The following is a 16,496-nucleotide window of genomic DNA, read 5'->3' as shown; positions in this document are numbered from 1 at the left end:
CTTTAGAGCTTCATCAGGCTGGCGTCGTCGACCGAGGCCGAGTGGCGGGAACGGTAGACGGTGACGATGACGGCCAGCCCCACCACGACCTCGGCGGCGGCCACGACCATGACGAAGAAGGCCATGATCTGGCCGTCGAGGTTGCCGTGCATGCGGGAGAAGGTGACCAGCGAGAGGTTGGCGGCGTTGAGCATCAGCTCCACGCACATGAACACCACGATCGCGTTGCGCCGCAGCAGGACTCCGCTGGCGCCGAGCGTGAACAGCAGGGCGGCCAGGAAGAGGTAGTTCTCCGGGTTCACTGGCGGACCTCCTCGGCGTCCTCGGCGGTGTCGGAACCGTCCGTGCTCTCGATGGCCGGGGCCTTGGGGGCGGGCAGGTACGCCTGCCCGTGATAGCGGGCGGCGCGGTTCTCCAGCGCCGCCACATCGGCCACCGACTGCCGCTGCACCTCGCGGATCTGGCCCCGGCCGCGCAGCGTCTCGTTCATGGTCAGCTCGGCGGCGGTGCCGTCGGGCAGCAGGCCGGGGAGGTCGACCGCGTTGTGCCGGGCGTAGACGCCGGGCGCGGGCAGCGGCGGCAGGTGGTCGCCGCGCACGCGCTCCTCGGCCTGCTCGCGTTGGCTCTTGGTCCGCTCGATCCGCTCACGATGCGTCAGCAGCGTGGCGCCGACGGCGGCGATGGTCAGCAGGACGCCGGTCACCTCGAACGCCACCACGTAGCGGGTGAAGAGGAGCGAGGCCAGGCCCTGGACGTTGCCGTCGGCGTTGGCGCGGGACAGGCCGGTGAAGGAGCCGACGGACGCCTGGCCGATGCCGGCGATCAGCAGGATGCCGAGCCCGAGCCCGCAGCCGGCGGCCAGCCAGCGCTGCCCCTTCAGGGTCTCCTTGAGCGAGTCGGCGCTGCTGACGCCGACGAGCATCAGGACGAAGAGGAACAGCATCATGACCGCGCCGGTGTAGACGACGATCTGCACCATGCCGAGGAAGTAGGCGCCGTTGGCGAGGTAGAACGTCGCCAGGATCACCATCGTGCCGGCCAGGCAGAGCGCCGAGTGCACCGCGCGGCGCATCAGCACGGTGCCGAGCCCGCCCGCCACGGCCAGCGGGCCCAGCAGCCAGAACTGCACGGCCTCGCCGGTCGAGGTGGATGTCTCCGCCGCGAGGGCGGTGGCGAGGGCGCTCATGCCTCCACCTCCGAGGAGCCGCGGTCGGTGGCCGGGTCGTGCAGCCGGGTGGCGGCGGCCACGGCGTCGTCCTCGGCGAGCTGCTCGCCGGTGACGGGCTGCCGGACGGTGCCGGGGGCCGCGCCGCGCACCTCGCCCCGGTAGTACGCCTGCTCGTCGGTGCCGGGGTACATGGCGTGCGGCGGGGCGACCATGGTGTCCTCCAGGCCGGCCAACAGCTCTTCCTTGGTGTAGATGAGGGAGGCGCGGGTCCGGTCGGCGAGCTCGTAGTCGTTGGTCATGGTGAGCGCGCGGGTGGGGCACGCCTCCACGCACAGGCCGCACAGGATGCAGCGCAGATAGTTGATCTGGTAGACGCGGCCGTAGCGCTCGCCCGGGGAGTACCGCTCCTCCTCGGTGTTGTCCGCGCCCTCCACGTAGATGGCGTCCGCCGGACACGCCCAGGCGCACAGCTCGCAGCCGATGCACTTCTCCAGGCCGTCCGGGTGCCGGTTGAGCTGGTGGCGACCGTGGAAGCGAGGCGCGGTCGGCTTCTTCTCCTCCGGGTACTGCTCGGTGAGCCGCTTCTTGAACATGGCCTTGAAGGTCACGCCGAAGCCGCCCACGGGATTGTGGATCTCAGGCATCGTCGCCCTCCCTTCCTGGTTCGGTGCTTCCGGCGGTGTCTCCGGGGGGGTCGGCGGCGACGGCCGCCTTGGCCTTCTCGGCCCGCGAGGGACGGCGGGGCACGGGCGGCAGGGTCTGGCCCGGCAGCGGCGGCACGGGATAGCCGCCGGCCATCGGGTCGAACGGCTCCTCCGGGCGGCCGGCCTCGGCCTCCTCGCGCCGCTGGTCGGCGCGGTCGCGGAAGAAGTCCACGACGAAGGAGAGCAGGAGAAGGAGCAGCACGCCGCCGGCCACCCACATCACGATGTCGCGGAACTCGTAGTCCTCGTTCTGCATCGCCCGGACGGTGGCGACGAGCATCAGCCAGACCAGGGCGATGGGGATGAGGACCTTCCAGCCCAGCACCATGAACTGGTCGTAGCGCACGCGGGGCAGCGCGCCGCGGATCCAGACGAAGAAGAAGATGACGCAGACGAGCTTGGCGGTGAACCAGAGCAGCGGCCACCAGCCGGTGTTGGCGCTCTCCCAGAAGCTCAGCGGCGCCGGGGCCCGCCAGCCGCCGAGGAAGAGGGTGACCATCAGGGCGGAGACCGTGACGGTGTGGATGTACTCGGAGAGCATGAAGAAGGCGAACTTGATCGACGAGTACTCCGTGAGATACCCGCCGACGAGGTCGCCCTCGGACTCCGGCATGTCGAACGGCGGCCGGTGGGCCTCGCCGACCATCGCGATCATGTAGATGAGGAACGAGACCGGCAGCAGGATCACGAACCACCGGTCGTCCTGCGCGTCCACGATGGCCGAGGTGGACATCGAGCCGGAGTAGAGGAAGACCGCCGCGAAGGACAGACCCATCGCGACCTCGTAGGAGATGATCTGCGCCGTGGCCCGCACGCCGCCCAGCAGCGGGTAGGTCGAGTTGGACGACCAGCCGGCGAGGACCGTGCCGTAGACGGCGATCGCCGCGGTGGCCAGCACGTACAGCAGCGCGACCGGGAGGTCGGTGAGCTGGAGCACGGTCCGGGTGCCGAAGACGCTGACCGGGTGGTCGGCCGGGCCGAACGGGATCACCGCGATCGCCATGAACGCGGGCACGGCGGCGAGGATCGGCGCCAGGATGTACAGCGCCTTGTCGGCGCCCCGGACGGTGATGTCCTCCTTGAGCATCAGCTTCACGCCGTCGGCGAGCGACTGGAGCATGCCCCAGGGGCCGTGCCGGTTGGGGCCGATGCGCAGCTGCATCCAGCCGAGCACCTTGCGCTCCATGACGATGCTGATGAGCACGCAGCCCATCAGGAACGCGAAGCAGAAGACCGCTTTGATCAGGACCAGCCAGAACGGGTCGTCGCCGAACATCGACAGGTCCGGCTCCTGCGCCAGGATCATCACGCGCTCACCTCCTCGGTGGCCTCGTTGGCGATGCGGACGACGTGTCCCGGACCGGTGCCCAGGTCCTCGTGGGCGCCGGACCCCGTGGAGTTGAGCGGGATCCAGACCACGCGGTCGGGCATCTCCCCGGTCACCGCGAGCGGCAGCGTGACGCTCCCGGCGGGCCCGGTGACGGTCAGCGCGCCGCCGTCCTCGACGCCCGCCTCGCGGGCGGTGGCGGGGGAGAGCCGGGCGACCGCGGCGTGCCGGGTGCCGGCCAGCGCGTCGTCGCCGACCTGGAGCACGCCCTGGTCGAGCAGCAGCCGGTGCCCGGCGAGCACGGCCTCGCCCGGTCCGGGCGCGGGCAGCTCGGTGGGCGTCGTGGTCGGGCCGAGCGGCAGGTCGCCGCGCCAGTCGGCCAGTCCGTCCAGCTCCTGCCTGATGGTGCGCAGGTCCGGCAGGCCGAGGTGGACGTCCATGGCGTCGGCGAGCATGTGCAGCGCGCGGGCGTCGCTCTGCACCAGCCGGCGCGTCATCTGGGCGGGCTGGATGGCGGGCGAGAACGGCCGGGCGCGGCCCTCCCAGTTGAGGAACGTGCCGCCCTTCTCGACCACGGCGGCCACCGGCAGCACCACGTGAGCCCGCTCGGTGACCTCGGTCGGCCGCAGTTCGAGGCTGACCAGGAAGCCGTCGCTCGCCACCGCGTCCAGCGCGGCGCGGGCGCGGGCCGGGTCGGGCAGGTCGGCCACCTCGACGCCGGCCACCACCAGGGCGCGGATGCCGCCGTCCGCCGCGGCCTCCACGATCTGGCCGGTGTCCCGGCCCGGCCGGTCGGGCAGGGACGCGACGCCCCAGGCGACGGCCACCTCCTGACGGGCGCGGCCGGAGGACTCGGGACGTCCGCCGGGCAGCAGGCCGGGCAGGGCGCCGACCTCGATCGCGCCGCGCTCACCGGCCCGGCGCGGAATCCACAGCAGCTGGGCGCCGGTGGCCGCGGCGGCGGCGACCGCCGCGGTGAAGGCGCCGGGCACGGTGGCGAGCCGCTCCCCGACGATCAGCACCGTGCCGGGGGCGCGCAGCGCCTCGGCGGCCCGCCGCCCGCGCTCGTCCGGAGCGTCGCCGTCGGCCAGCGCGTTCAGCCAGGCGGGCTCGGTGCCGGGGGCGGCGGGCAGCAGCGTGCCGCCGGTCTTGGCCAGGCCGCGGGTGACGTGGGTGGCGATGGCGAAGATCCGCTGGCCGTGCTTGCGGTTGGCCTTACGCAGCCGCAGGAAGACGCCGGGCGCCTCCTCCTCGGACTCGAAGCCGGCCAGCACCACGGCGGGCGCGGCCTCCAGCGCCCGGTAGGTCACCCCTTCCCCGGCCAGCGCCAGGCCGCGCCCGGCGACCCGGGAGGCGAGGAACGCGGCCTCCTCGGCGCTGTGTGCCCTGGCCCGGAAGTCGATGTCGTTGGTGGCGAGCGCGACCCGGGCGAACTTGGCGTAGGCGTAAGCGTCCTCGACGGTGAGCCGGCCACCGGTCAGCACGGCCGCGCCGCCGGCCCGGGCCGCGGTCAGCCCGGCGGCGGCGGCGCGCAGCGCCTCCGGCCAGCTCGCGGGCTCCAGCTCACCGGTCGCGGCGTTGCGCACCAGCGGCCCGGTCAGCCGGTCCGGCTGCTGGGCGTAGCGGAACGCGAAGCGGCCCTTGTCGCAGATCCACTCCTCGTTGACCTCGGGATCCTCGGCCGCCAGCCGCCGCATCACCTTGCCGCGCCGGTGGTCGGTGCGGGTGGCGCAGCCGCCCGCGCAGTGCTCGCAGACGCTGGGCGAGGAGACCAGATCGAAGGGGCGGGAGCGGAAGCGGTAGGCGGCGGAGGTCAGCGCGCCGACCGGGCAGATCTGGATGGTGTTGCCCGAGAAGTACGACTGGAACGGGTCGCCCTCGCCGGTCCCGACCTGCTGGAGCGCGCCCCGGTCGAGCAGCTCGATCATCGGGTCACCCGCGATCTGCTGGGAGAACCGGGTGCAGCGCGCGCACAGCACGCACCGCTCGCGGTCGAGCAGCACCTGGGTGGAGATCGGCACCGGCTTCTCGTAGGTCCGCTTGACGCCGTCGAACCGGGTCTCCGGGGCGCCCGCCGTCATCGCCTGGTTCTGCAGCGGGCACTCGCCGCCCTTGTCGCAGACCGGACAGTCCAGCGGGTGGTTGATCAGCAGCAGCTCCATCACGCCGCGCTGCGACTTCTCGGCGACGGGCGAGGTGAGCTGCGTCTTGACGACCATGCCGTCGGTGCAGGTGATGGTGCAGGAGGCCATCGGCTTGCGCTGGCCCTCGACCTCCACGATGCACTGGCGGCAGGCGCCCACCGGGTCCAGCAGGGGGTGGTCGCAGAAGCGGGGGATCTCGATGCCCAGCCGCTCGGCGGCGCGGATCACCAGGGTGCCCTTGGGCACGGAGATCTCGATGCCGTCGATCGTCAGCGTGACGAGGTCCTCCTGCTTGGCGGCGGTCTCGGCGTCGGTGGTGACCGTCACGTGCTCACCTCCTGGTGTGCTTGCTGGCCCTGGTCCGCCCAGGCGGTGGACCGGGCCGGGTCGAAGGGACAGCCGCCCCCGGTGATGTGCCGCTCGTACTCGTCGCGGAAGTGCTTCAGCGAGGAGAAGATGGGCGCGGCGGCGCCGTCGCCCAGGGCGCAGAAGGACTTGCCGTTGATGTTGTCGGCGATGTCCGCGATCTTGTCGATGTCGCTGAGCAGCGCCTTGCCCGCCTCGATGTCGCGCAGCAGCTGGACCAGCCAGTAGGTGCCCTCGCGGCAGGGCGTGCACTTGCCGCAGGACTCGTGGGCGTAGAACTCGGTCCACCGGGTGACGGCCCGCACCACGCAGACCGTCTCGTCGAAGCACTGGAGCGCCTTGGTGCCGAGCATGGAGCCGGCCGCGCCCACGCCCTCGTAGTCGAGGGGGACGTCGAGGTGCTCCTCGGTGAACATCGGCGTCGAGGAGCCGCCCGGCGTCCAGAACTTCAGCCGGTGGCCGGGCCGGATGCCGCCGCTCATCCGGAGCAGTTCGCGGAGCGTGACGCCGAGCGGCGCCTCGTACTGGCCGGGGCGGACCACGTGCCCGGAGAGCGAGTAGAGCGTGAAGCCGGGGGACTTCTCGGTGCCCATGGAGCGGAACCACTCCTTGCCCCGGTCCATGATCGCGGGAACCGAGGCGATGGACTCCACGTTGTTCACCACGGTGGGGCAGGCGTACAGGCCCGCCACGGCCGGGAAGGGCGGGCGGAGCCTGGGCTGGCCGCGCCGGCCCTCCAGCGAGTCCAGCAGCGCCGTTTCCTCGCCGCAGATGTACGCGCCGGCGCCGGCGTGGACGGTGATGTCCAGGCCGCCCCCGGCGCCGAGGGCGCCCTCGCCGAGGTAGCCCGCGGCGTATGCCTCGGCCACGGCGGACTGGAGCCGGCGCAGCACGGGGACGACCTCACCGCGCAGGTAGATGAAGGCGTGGTTCGAGCGGATGGCGTGACAGGCGATCACGATGCCCTCGATGAGGGCGTGCGGGTTGGCGTAGAGCAGCGGGATGTCCTTGCAGGTGCCCGGCTCGGACTCGTCGGCGTTGACCACGAGGTAGTGCGGCTTGTCGTCGCCCTGCGGGATGAACTGCCACTTCATGCCGGTCGGGAAGCCGGCGCCGCCGCGCCCGCGCAGCCCGGCCTCCTTCACATAGGCGATGACGTCGTCCGGCGGCATCGCCAGCGCCTTGGCCATGCCCCGGTAGCCGCCGTGCGCACGGTAGACGTCGAGGGTCCAGGACCCGGGCTGGTCCCAGAACGCCGACAGCACCGGGGAGAGCAGCTTCTCCGGGTCGATCTCGGTCACTTCGGACATGGTGGTCACTCACCCTCCCCGGTCACCGGACCCGCGGGGTGGTGCGGGTCGGAGGCCGAGCTCGGCTGCGGGGCGTCGTGGGAGCTGGGGTGCGTCGGATAGTCCCGGCCCGTGGGGGGCTCGGGCCGGCGCGGGGCCGCCACGGTCGCGGGACCCCGTTCGCCCTTGGCGAGCCGGAGCCCGGCCAGCGAGGCGGGGCCCGCGCTGCCGCCGGCCGCGACGGCGCCGGGGCGCTCGTCGGGGAAGCCGGCCAGGATGCGGGCGGTCTGCCGGAAGTCGCACAGGGGCGCGCCGCGGGTGGGCGCGACCTCACGGCCGGCGCGCAGGTCGTCGACGAGCCGCTTGGCGGACTCGACGGTCTGGTTGTCGAAGAACTCCCAGTTGACCATCAGGACCGGCGCGAAGTCGCAGGCGGCGTTGCACTCGATGTGCTCCAGGGTGACCTTGCCGTCCCCGGTGGTCTCCCCGTTGCCGACGCCCAGGTGCTCGCGGAGCGCGGCGAAGATCGCGTCGCCGCCCATGACCGCGCACAGGGTGTTGGTGCAGACGCCGACCTGGTAGTCGCCGGAGGGCTTGCGGCGGTACATCGAGTAGAACGTGGCGACCGCCGTCACCTCGGCGGTGGTCAGGCCCAGCACCTCCGCGCAGAACCGCGTGCCGGTGCGGGTGACATACCCCTCCTCGGACTGCACGAGGTGCAGCAGCGGCAGCAGCGCGGAGCGGCTGTCGGGATAGCGGGCGATCACCTCCGCCGCGTCCGCCTCCAGCCGGGCGCGCACCTCCGCCGGGTAGGTGGGCGCGGGCAGGTCCGGCATGCCGAGATGCACGTCCGTCATCGGTCGACGCCTCCCATCACGGGGTCGATGGACGCCACGGCGACGATGACATCGGCGACCATGCCGCCCTCGCACATCGCGGCCATGCTCTGGAGATTGGTGAAGGAGGGGTCACGGAAGTGCACCCGGTACGGGCGGGTGCCGCCGTCGCTGACCATGTGCACCCCCAGCTCGCCCTTGGGGGACTCGACGGCCGTGTAGACCTGCCCCGGCGGGACCCGGAAGCCCTCGGTGACCAGCTTGAAATGGTGGATGAGGGCCTCCATGGAGGTGCCCATGATGTTCTTGATGTGGTCCAGCGAGTTCCCCAGGCCATCGGGACCGAGGGCGAGCTGCGCGGGCCAGGCGATCTTCTTGTCGGCGACCATCACCGGGCCGGGCTCCAGCCGCTCCAGGCACTGCTCGATGATCCGCAGCGACTGGTGCATCTCCTCCAGGCGCAGCAGGAAGCGGCCGAAGGAGTCGCAGGTGTCGGTGGTCGGGACCTCGAAGTCGTAGGTCTCGTACCCGCAGTAGGGATCGGTCTTGCGCAGGTCGTGCGGGAGGCCGGCCGAGCGGAGGATCGGGCCGGTGGCGCCGAGCGCGAGGCAGCCGGCCAGGTCGAGATAGCCGATGTCCTTCAGGCGGGCCTTGAACACCGGGTTGGTGGTGCAGAGCTTGTCGTACTCCGGCAGGTTCTTCCGCATCTTCTTGACGTACTCGCGGATGGCGTCCACCGCGCCGGGCGGCAGGTCCTGGGCGAGGCCGCCGGGCCGGATGAAGGCGTGGTTCATCCGCAGGCCGGTGATCAGCTCGAAGAGGTCCAGGGTGTGCTCGCGGTCGCGGAAGCCGTACACCATGACCGTGCTGGCGCCCAGCTCCATGCCGCCGGTGGCGATGCACACCAGGTGGGAGGAGAGGCGGTTGAGCTCCATCAGCAGCACGCGGACGACGGTGGCGCGGTCGGGAATGTCGTCGGTGATGCCGAGCAGCTTCTCCACGCCCAGGCAGTACGCCGCCTCGTTGTAGAACGGGGTGAGGTAGTCCATGCGCGTGACGAACGTCGTGCCCTGGGTCCAGGTCCGGTATTCGAGGTTCTTCTCGATGCCGGTGTGCAGGTAGCCGATGCCGGCCCGGGCCTCGGTGACCGTCTCGCCGTCGATCTCCAGGATGAGCCGCAGCACGCCGTGCGTGGAGGGGTGCTGCGGACCCATGTTGACGATGATCTTCTCGTCGTCGCCGCGCTCGGCGACGCCCTGGGCCACCTCGTCCCAGTCACCGCCGCTGACGGTGTAGACGGTGCCTTCCGTGGTCTCCCTGGCCTCCGCGGGCCGGGTCGCGTGTGTGGTCATCAGGTGTACGACCTCCGCTGGTCGGGTGCCGGGATCTGGGCGCCCTTGTACTCGACGGGGATGCCGCCGAGCGGGTAGTCCTTGCGCTGCGGGTGGCCCTGCCAGTCGTCGGGCATCATGATCCGGGTCAGCGCGGGGTGGCCGTCGAAGACGATGCCGAAGAAGTCGTAGGTCTCGCGCTCATGCCAGTCGTTGGTCGGATAGACCGGGACGAGGGACGGGATGTGCGGGTCGCTGTCCGGCGCGCTGACCTCCACGCGGATGAGCCGCCCGTGCGTGAGCGAGCGCAGATGGTATACGGCGTGCAGCTCGCGTCCGGTGTCCGCCAGGTTGTGCACCCCGCTGACCCCCGTACAGAGCTCGAAGCGCAGGGCCGGGTCGTCGCGGAGCGTCCGGGCCACCCGGGGCAGGTGTTCGCGGGCGATGTGGAACGTGATCTCGCCGCGGTCCACCACGGTCTTCTCGATCGCCTGCCCCGGATCGACGCCCTGCTCCTCCAGAGCCCCTTCGAGCTCGTCGGCGACCTCGTCGAAATACCCGCCGTAGGGACGTGAAGTGGCTCCGGGCATCCGGACGGTGCGGGTGAGGCCGCTGTAACCGGTGGTGTCGCCGCCGTTGTTGGCGCCGAACATCCCACGCCGGTGCGCGATGGCCTCCCCGGCCTCCCCCCGGGCGGCGGGCAGCTCGTTTGTGTTTGTGTTCTCGTTCACCTGCTCACCACCGCTCACCGGAGGAGACCCTTCATCTCGATCGTCGGCAGCGCCTTCAGCGCCGCCTCCTCCGCCTCGCGGGCCGCCTGCTCGCGGTTGACGCCGAGCTTCTCCTCGCGGATCTTGGCGTGCAGCTTGAGGATCGCGTCCATCAGCATCTCCGGGCGCGGCGGGCAGCCGGGCAGGTAGATGTCGACCGGGACGACGTGGTCGACGCCCTGGACGATGGCGTAGTTGTTGAACATGCCGCCCGAGGAGGCGCAGACGCCCATGGAGATGACCCACTTGGGGTTGGGCATCTGGTCGTAGATCTGGCGGAGGACCGGCGCCATCTTCTGGCTGACCCGGCCGGCCACGATCATGAGGTCCGCCTGCCGGGGCGAGCCCCGGAAGACCTCCATGCCGAAGCGGGCCAGGTCGTAGCGCCCGGCCCCGGCCGTCATCATCTCGATGGCGCAGCAGGCCAGGCCGAAGGTGGCGGGGAAGACGGAGGACTTCCTGGCCAGCCCGGCCATGTTCTCGACGGTGGTGAGCAGAAAGCCGCTGGGCAGCTTCTCTTCGAGCCCCATCAGGAGTGCCTCTCTCCTAGTCCCATTCGAGTCCTCCGCGGCGCCAGTCGTATGCGTACGCGACGCCGATGAGTCCCACGAAAACCAGCATCTGAGCGAGCCCGAACATCCCCAGGGAGTCGAAGTGGACGGCCCAGGGATAGAGAAAGACGATCTCGATGTCGAAGATGATGAAGAGCATCGCCGTCAGGTAGTACTTGACGGGGAATCTTCCGCCGCCGGCCGGCTGCGGGGTGGGCTCGACTCCGCACTCGTAGGCCGACAGCTTCGCCCGGTTGTACCGCTTGGGGCCGATGAGAGCGGCCAGGACCACCGAGAAGACGGCAAAGCCGGCTCCCAGGGCCCCTAGTACGAGGATGGGAACATACGCGTTCACCGCACCTCGCTCCTTCCAGTCGACGGCGACTGCCAGCACGAAGATCACTGCTATGTGAGTCAGTTCACAAAGCTGGAGGCATCCTATGCCTCACCGCCTGTGACCTTCGACACGGGGTCGCCCAACAATCTTTGTGATCTCTCCCACCTCACCGAAGCCGAGGTCGGAGCACCCGTTCAGGATGCGCCACACAAGGTAGTTGGCCAACGACGCGACAGGAAGGGAGCCGGGCATTCGACCCGTAATCGGGTGGCTTGCACTATCACCGGCGGTCACGGGCGGGCAAATTCGCACGCGGAACCGGCCCGATGGTAGAGCGCCCGGTCGTTCAACTGATGAAGGGACGTGAAGGCGGTATGGGGAAGTGACGTGCGCCACGCCCCGGGTCGGTAACGAGGCGGCAACATTGATCGAACGGGCCCGGCATGCTAGGCCCGCGACCACCACCCGACAATCCGGACAACCAGCAGGACACGGCGGAAGGCGGACGCCCGGGGCCCGCTTCCGCCGGAAGCGACGTTCCGGACAAAGCGCCCGGCAACTCGGCGCGTACACGTCCACTGTGGCGCATCACACGTTAATTGAGATCAACCGCCCGGTGCTGATAGCCGTTATCCCCATGTCCCCAATCCGTTATCAAGGCCGGCACCGAAAACCTCGCTCGTCGCGTGCCGGCAGCCTCATACGTGGCGGCGTCCTGACGGGCGTCGTCGGTTCGGTCGCCGTCACCGGCGCGACCACCCCCGCCTCCGCCGACGAGAAGCCGACCGAGTCGACCGGAGAGCTCCCCACGCTGGACACCGTCCTCGCCCACAGCGCCACCCGGGCAGCCGAGGCCACCGAGGCGTACGTCAGCGAGACCCAGATCCAGAACGAGTGGCAGCAAGCCCAGGACCGCGCCGTCGCGCAGGCCCGTGAGGCCGCCGCGGAGCGCCGCGCGGAGCAGGAAGCGGCCGAGCGCCGGGCCAGGGAGCGCGAGGAGCGGGAAGCCGCCGCCGCGCGGGCCCAGGAGGCGGCCACGGCCACCACCAGCGCGGCCCCGGCCGCCTCCCCCGTGAGCGGCGGCTCCGGCGCCGCCATCGTGAACTTCGTCCGTGCCCAGCTGGGCGACGCGTACGCCCTGGGCGCCACCGGCGACAGCGCCTGGGACTGCTCCAGCCTCGTGCAGGCCGCCTACGCCACCGTCGGCGTCTCCCTGCCGCGCGTCGCCGCCTCACAGTCGACCGCGGGCACCCAGGTGTCGCTCGACGCCCTCCAGCCCGGCGACATCCTCTACTGGGGCGGCCTCGGCAGCGCCTACCACGTCGCGATCTACACCGGGAACGGCACCTTCATCGGCGCGCAGAACCCCTCGACCGGCGTCGCGGAGCGCGACCTGGGATGGGACAGCCCGTCCGGAGCCATCCGCGTCCTCTGAATCCTCCGATCGGGCCGGATCCCCCGATCGGGGCCGATCCCCCGATCGACCCCCGTCCGTGGGTCACGCCCCGCCGCCTCGCGTCAGGCGCGGGGCGTGACCTTCGTCAGCGCGTTGATCACCCGGTCGACGGCGTCCCCGTCGCGCGGGTCCGTCAGGTTCGCCAGCAGCTTCAGCAGGAACCGCATGGCGCCCGGGTGGTTCAGCCCCCGCTGGGTGGCCAGCCGCATGAACTTCGGCTGGCTGATCATGTGAGCGAAGGCCCGGCCCAGCGTGTAGTAGCCGCCGTAGGTCTCCTTCAGCACCCGCGGGTACCGCGCCAGGGCCTGCTCGCGCTGCGCGGGCGTCCGCCGGATCAGCGCGCCGCTGATCACGTCGGCCGCGATCCGCCCGGACTCCATGGCGTAGGGGATGCCCTCACCGTTGAACGGGTTCACCATGCCGCCCGCGTCGCCCACCAGCAGCAGCCCGCGCGCGTAGTGCGGCTGCCGGTTGAACGCCATCGGCAGCGCCGCGCCCCGTATCGGCGCGGTCATGGTCTCGGGCGTGAAGCCGTACTCGGCCGGCATGCTCGCCGTCCACGCGCGCAGCACCTCGCGCCAGTCCGGGTCCTTGCCGGAGGAGGACACCTTGATGGCGCCGAGCCCGACGTTCGCCGTGCCGTCGCCCATCCCGAAGATCCAGCCGTAGCCCGGCAGCAGCCGGTCCTGCCCGTCGCGCCGGTCGTGCAGCTCGAACCAGCTCTCCAGGTAGTCGTCGTCGGAGCGCTCACTCGTGAAGTAGGTCCGGACGGCCACCGCCATGGGCCGGCGCGCGTCGCGGTGCAGGCCCATCGCCAGGGACAGCCGCGACGAGTTCCCGTCGGCGGCCACGACGAGCGGCGCGTGGAACGTCACGCGGCGCTTGTCCTCCCCCAGCTGCGCCTCGACGCCGGTGATCCGCCCGGTCCGCTCGTCGCGCACCGGCCCGGACACGTTGCACCGCTCGAAGAGCCGGGCGCCCGCCTTCTCCGCCGCCCGCGCGAGCTGCTCGTCGAAGTCGTCGCGCTTGCGGACCAGCCCGAAATCCGGGTACGAGGCCAGGTCGGGCCAGTCGAGCAGGAGCTGCCGGCCGCCGCTGATGACGCGCAGCCCCCGGTTGCGCAGCCAGCCCGCCTCCTCGGAGATGTCGATCCCCATGGCGACGAGCTCCTTGACCGCGCGCGGCGTGAGTCCGTCCCCGCACACCTTCTCGCGGGGGAAGGCCGTCTTCTCCAGCAGCAGCACGTCGAGCCCGGTGCGGGCCAGGTGGTACGCGGTCGCCGAGCCGGCCGGCCCGGCCCCGACGACGATGACGTCGGCGGTGTTCTGTTCGACGGCGGTCTCGGCCACGAAAGGCTCTCCCATTCGGTTGGGTCCGCGCGGGACTGGGGATCGGTCAGGAGTCTAGGGGCCGGGAGGATTTGACCGCCCGGTGGAGGGCCACCACGCCGCCCGACAGATTCCGCCAGGCGGGCCGGTGCCACCCGGCCGCCCCGATCCTGGCGGCCAGCGCGGGCTGGTCCGGCCAGGCGCGGATGGACTCGGCCAGGTAGACGTACGCCTCCGGGTTGCTGGAGACGCGGGTGGCGACCACGGGCAGCGCCCGCATCAGGTACTCGCTGTAGACGGTCCGGAACGGCGCCCACGTCGGGTGGCTGAACTCGCAGACCACCAGCCGCCCGCCGGGCACGGTCACCCGCAGCATCTCGCGCAGCGCGGTGTCGGTGTCCTCGATGTTCCGCAGTCCGAAGGAGATGGTGACGGCGTCGAACACCCCGTCGGCGAACGGCAGTCGCGTCGCGTCCCCGGCCGTGAACGGCATCCACGCGGTGCGCCGCTTGCCCTCGCCCAGCATGCCGAGGCTGAAATCGCACGGCACGGTGAACGCCCCGGCGGCGGCGAACGGCTCCGAGGAGGTGCCGGTCCCGGCCGCGAGGTCGAGCACCCGCTCCCCCGGCCGGGCGTTGACCGCCCGGGCCACCTCCCCGCGCCATCGCCGGTTCTGCCCGAGGGCCAGCACGTCGTTGGTGAGGTCGTAACGCGCCGCGACGGCGTCGAACATCGCGGCTACTTCGCGGGGCTTCTTGTCCAGGGAGGCACGGGTCACTGGGTCATTCTCACCGATGCCCCGCTGCTCCGTTCGTGGGACTTGCCCGATACGGACGTGATCGGTGCGCGGTGGGGCCACTACGGTGCCTGCCATGACTCACCGATCCCAGCCCTCCCGCGCCCTGTGCCTCGCCGGACTGACCACGGGTGCCCTGCTCGCCTCGGCGGGCGGCGCGTCGGCGGAGATCCTGCCGGACGACCTCGGCGTCGGCACGGTGCCGGTGGTGGCCGACACGGTGAACGGGGTGGTGGCGACGACGACCGGCTCGCTCCAGTCCGCCGTCGATCCGGCCCTCGATCTCCAGCTCGACCCGCTCGCCAACACCACGACCGACCCGCTGTCCAACGCGGCGGGCACCCAGGTGGCCGACTTCCCCGGCCTCAGCACGGCCATGCTGACCGGTCCGGTCACCGAGGGCGCCTCCGCCCGTGAGCTGCCCGGCGAGGTGCTCACCCGGCTCCTCGGCGGTCTGCCGGTGGCCCTGCCGCCGCCCGTCAGCGGGTGACGGCGTCGTCCCAGCCGATGCCGTGCAGGCGGTTGACATGGCTGCGGAACAGCAGCAGCACCGCCGCCGCCACCCGCAGATCCCACCAGTCGGCGCGCACCTCCAGCGAGTCGAAGCGCTGCGAGCTGCCCGGTGAGGTCAGGTAGTCCAGCACCACGTCGCCGTCGACGCGCAGCCGCGTCCGGCGCGGGGACATCACCCCCTCGAACTGGAGGAAGGTGAGGAAGACCAGCGCGGAGCTGAACGGCATCAGGATCCACCAGACCACCCACCACACCAGGCGCCCCTTGTGCCCGACGGCCGCCGCCGGGCGCCCGGTCTGCCACACGGACCACCGCACCCGCCGCCCCCATCCGGCCGGCCTGCGGGTCACCACGGCCAGCCGTCCGCCCCGCGCGTCCAGCACCTCGTAGCACGCCTCGCGGCGCCGGGGGGCGGACGTGGTCACCACCCGGGCCAGCACCTGGCGCCGGTCGGCGTCCGCCCACAGCACGAAGCGCCGCCCGCCGCGCCCGCGCGCCCGGAGGTAGTCGTCGAGCGTGCCGTCGCCCTCGGTCAGCTCCCGCTCGGGCCGGCCGACGACGCGCCACTCACCGCGGCCGACCCGCCGCACCCCACGCGCCCTGACCTCGCGCGCGACGGCCCCGGGCAGTCCGAGGTCGGCATGAGGCCGCAGATCCGGCCCGCCGGGCTCGTGCAGCCAGAGAATGGTCCTCACGGTCCTCACAAGCTCGGGACCCTACCGAAAACGGTCACTCCTCACGTTCCGCCTCCCGCTCGGCCACCACGCCCTCGTAGGCGTCGACCTCGTCGAGCGTCGCCGCGTCCCAGATCTCCGTGACCAGTTCGCGCGCCGCGGCTTCGTCGATGCCGTCCGCCGCCATCTCGACGAGCCGCTTGGTCCAGGTCTCGATGAGTTCACCCATACCCTCATTGGACCGCGATCCGGACCGCCCAGCGACTTCTCGGCGTGCGTGCGGGCGCGCGGACGGGCAGACGGGCGGACGGGCGGACGTACGGGCGGGCGGGCGGACGCGCGAGAGGATGCGGGCATGGCGGGCATGGCGGGCATGAATGGTCAGGACGTGCGGCTGCGGCCGTTGGACGAGGCGGGGCTGCCCGCGCTGCTGGCGGCGGCCGTCGCGGACGCGGACCCGCTGGAGGTGATGCCGCCGGTGGCCGGGCCGGCCGGGTGGACGGAGCGGCGGCGGGCCGCGTTCCTGGCGTTCCACCGGTCGCGGGCGCTGGCGGCCGAGCCGGTGGAGACGGTGTACGCGATCGTTGTCGGCGGCCGGGTGGCGGGCGCGGCCCGGCTCTGCCCGCCGCCGGCGGCGGGACCGCGCGCGGGCGATGGCCCCGCCGGCACGCTGGAGGCGGGGCTGTGGATAGGCCACTCCCGACGCGGCATGGGGGTCGGCGGCGCGGTCCTGCGCGACCTGGTGGCGCTCGCCCGCGCGTCGGGCGCGGCGTGCCTGTACGCGGAGACCACCCCCGGGAACATGGCGATGCGCCGCGTCCTGGCCTCCCTGGGCGCCCGGACGGCGGAGGAAGACGGCGAGGTCAGAGCCTGGGTGGAGCTGGGGCGGTCTTGATCCGGGCCTCC

General features: G+C 71.9%; 18 protein-coding genes. 3 read left to right on the top strand and 15 right to left on the bottom strand.

The genetic code is table 11. The annotated features are described in order from the left end of the window. Window positions 1-2: 2 nt before the first annotated feature. From nuoK to OIE51_RS16715, 11 genes are read right to left on the bottom strand one after another with little or no spacing between them, the layout of a single operon-like run. On the bottom strand, window positions 3-302 hold the full coding sequence (gene nuoK / locus OIE51_RS16765; protein WP_326598520.1) for an NADH-quinone oxidoreductase subunit NuoK: 300 nt from the start codon (window positions 300-302) through the stop codon (window positions 3-5). Continuing rightward, window positions 299-1,186 carry an NADH-quinone oxidoreductase subunit J gene (locus OIE51_RS16760; RefSeq protein ID WP_326598518.1) on the bottom strand — a complete coding sequence of 296 codons (888 nt, stop codon included), beginning with the start codon at window positions 1,184-1,186 and terminating at the stop codon, window positions 299-301. Before OIE51_RS16760 ends, nuoK begins: the two co-directional genes overlap by 4 nt. Next, a complete protein-coding gene (gene nuoI, locus OIE51_RS16755) occupies window positions 1,183-1,812 on the bottom strand; it encodes an NADH-quinone oxidoreductase subunit NuoI (protein WP_326598517.1) in 630 nt (209 codons plus the stop codon). The genes OIE51_RS16760 and nuoI overlap by 4 nt, the downstream gene beginning before the upstream one ends. Further along, entirely contained in the window at window positions 1,805-3,178 is a 1,374-nt protein-coding gene (gene nuoH, locus OIE51_RS16750) for an NADH-quinone oxidoreductase subunit NuoH (RefSeq protein WP_326598516.1), read from the bottom strand. The genes nuoI and nuoH overlap by 8 nt, the downstream gene beginning before the upstream one ends. Then, entirely contained in the window at window positions 3,178-5,670 is a 2,493-nt protein-coding gene (locus OIE51_RS16745; RefSeq protein WP_326598514.1) for an NADH-quinone oxidoreductase subunit G, read from the bottom strand. The genes nuoH and OIE51_RS16745 overlap by 1 nt, the downstream gene beginning before the upstream one ends. Then, the gene (nuoF, locus tag OIE51_RS16740) at window positions 5,667-7,019 is read right to left on the bottom strand and encodes an NADH-quinone oxidoreductase subunit NuoF (protein WP_326598513.1); all 1,353 of its coding nucleotides are present in this window, start codon (window positions 7,017-7,019) and stop codon (window positions 5,667-5,669) included. The genes OIE51_RS16745 and nuoF overlap by 4 nt, the downstream gene beginning before the upstream one ends. Before the next feature lie 5 nt (window positions 7,020-7,024). After that, complete coding sequence (nuoE, locus tag OIE51_RS16735; RefSeq protein WP_326598512.1) at window positions 7,025-7,855, bottom strand: NADH-quinone oxidoreductase subunit NuoE; 831 nt, start codon at window positions 7,853-7,855, stop codon at window positions 7,025-7,027. After that, on the bottom strand, window positions 7,852-9,189 hold the full coding sequence (locus OIE51_RS16730) for an NADH-quinone oxidoreductase subunit D (protein ID WP_442812060.1): 1,338 nt from the start codon (window positions 9,187-9,189) through the stop codon (window positions 7,852-7,854). Before OIE51_RS16730 ends, nuoE begins: the two co-directional genes overlap by 4 nt. Next, entirely contained in the window at window positions 9,186-9,896 is a 711-nt protein-coding gene (locus OIE51_RS16725; protein ID WP_326598510.1) for an NADH-quinone oxidoreductase subunit C, read from the bottom strand. Before OIE51_RS16725 ends, OIE51_RS16730 begins: the two co-directional genes overlap by 4 nt. Before the next feature lie 14 nt (window positions 9,897-9,910). Beyond that, window positions 9,911-10,465: a NuoB/complex I 20 kDa subunit family protein gene (locus OIE51_RS16720; RefSeq protein ID WP_326598509.1), complete on the bottom strand. Its 555-nt coding sequence runs from the start codon at window positions 10,463-10,465 to the stop codon at window positions 9,911-9,913. Window positions 10,466-10,481: 16 nt separating this feature from the next. Beyond that, window positions 10,482-10,841 (bottom strand): NADH-quinone oxidoreductase subunit A, encoded by a 360-nt coding sequence (locus OIE51_RS16715; RefSeq protein ID WP_326598508.1) that lies wholly within the window; start codon window positions 10,839-10,841, stop codon window positions 10,482-10,484. A 619-nt stretch (window positions 10,842-11,460) separates the two neighbouring features. Between OIE51_RS16715 and OIE51_RS16710 the strand changes: the two genes are divergently transcribed. Beyond that, window positions 11,461-12,258, top strand: coding sequence for a C40 family peptidase (locus OIE51_RS16710; RefSeq protein WP_326598506.1), 798 nt, complete (start codon window positions 11,461-11,463; stop codon window positions 12,256-12,258). 83 nt (window positions 12,259-12,341) lie between these two features. On the opposite strand, the gene OIE51_RS16705 is transcribed toward OIE51_RS16710, so the two are convergent. Together OIE51_RS16705 and OIE51_RS16700 are read right to left on the bottom strand one after the other, a co-directional pair. Beyond that, window positions 12,342-13,643 (bottom strand): geranylgeranyl reductase family protein, encoded by a 1,302-nt coding sequence (locus tag OIE51_RS16705; protein WP_326598505.1) that lies wholly within the window; start codon window positions 13,641-13,643, stop codon window positions 12,342-12,344. 31 nt (window positions 13,644-13,674) lie between these two features. Next, window positions 13,675-14,385 (bottom strand): demethylmenaquinone methyltransferase, encoded by a 711-nt coding sequence (locus OIE51_RS16700; RefSeq protein ID WP_326598504.1) that lies wholly within the window; start codon window positions 14,383-14,385, stop codon window positions 13,675-13,677. A 94-nt stretch (window positions 14,386-14,479) separates the two neighbouring features. Between OIE51_RS16700 and OIE51_RS16695 the strand changes: the two genes are divergently transcribed. Next, complete coding sequence (locus OIE51_RS16695) at window positions 14,480-14,893, top strand: hypothetical protein (RefSeq protein WP_326598503.1); 414 nt, start codon at window positions 14,480-14,482, stop codon at window positions 14,891-14,893. Here the strand turns inward: OIE51_RS16695 and OIE51_RS16690 are convergent. Together OIE51_RS16690 and OIE51_RS16685 are read right to left on the bottom strand one after the other, a co-directional pair. Next, the gene (locus OIE51_RS16690; RefSeq protein ID WP_326598502.1) at window positions 14,883-15,611 is read right to left on the bottom strand and encodes a hypothetical protein; all 729 of its coding nucleotides are present in this window, start codon (window positions 15,609-15,611) and stop codon (window positions 14,883-14,885) included. The two genes, OIE51_RS16695 and OIE51_RS16690, sit on opposite strands and share 11 nt — an antisense overlap. Before the next feature lie 34 nt (window positions 15,612-15,645). Beyond that, window positions 15,646-15,819 (bottom strand): hypothetical protein, encoded by a 174-nt coding sequence (locus OIE51_RS16685; protein WP_326598501.1) that lies wholly within the window; start codon window positions 15,817-15,819, stop codon window positions 15,646-15,648. Between the two features lie 126 nt (window positions 15,820-15,945). Between OIE51_RS16685 and OIE51_RS16680 the strand changes: the two genes are divergently transcribed. After that, entirely contained in the window at window positions 15,946-16,485 is a 540-nt protein-coding gene (locus OIE51_RS16680) for a GNAT family N-acetyltransferase (RefSeq protein ID WP_326598500.1), read from the top strand. The last annotated feature ends 11 nt before the right edge of the window (window positions 16,486-16,496 follow it).

The organism is Streptomyces sp. NBC_01803 (genome assembly GCF_035917415.1).
Lineage (GTDB): Bacteria > Actinomycetota > Actinomycetes > Streptomycetales > Streptomycetaceae > Streptomyces.
Note: the sequence above shows the minus strand (reverse complement) of the source record. Positions and strands in the feature narration are given on the sequence as shown.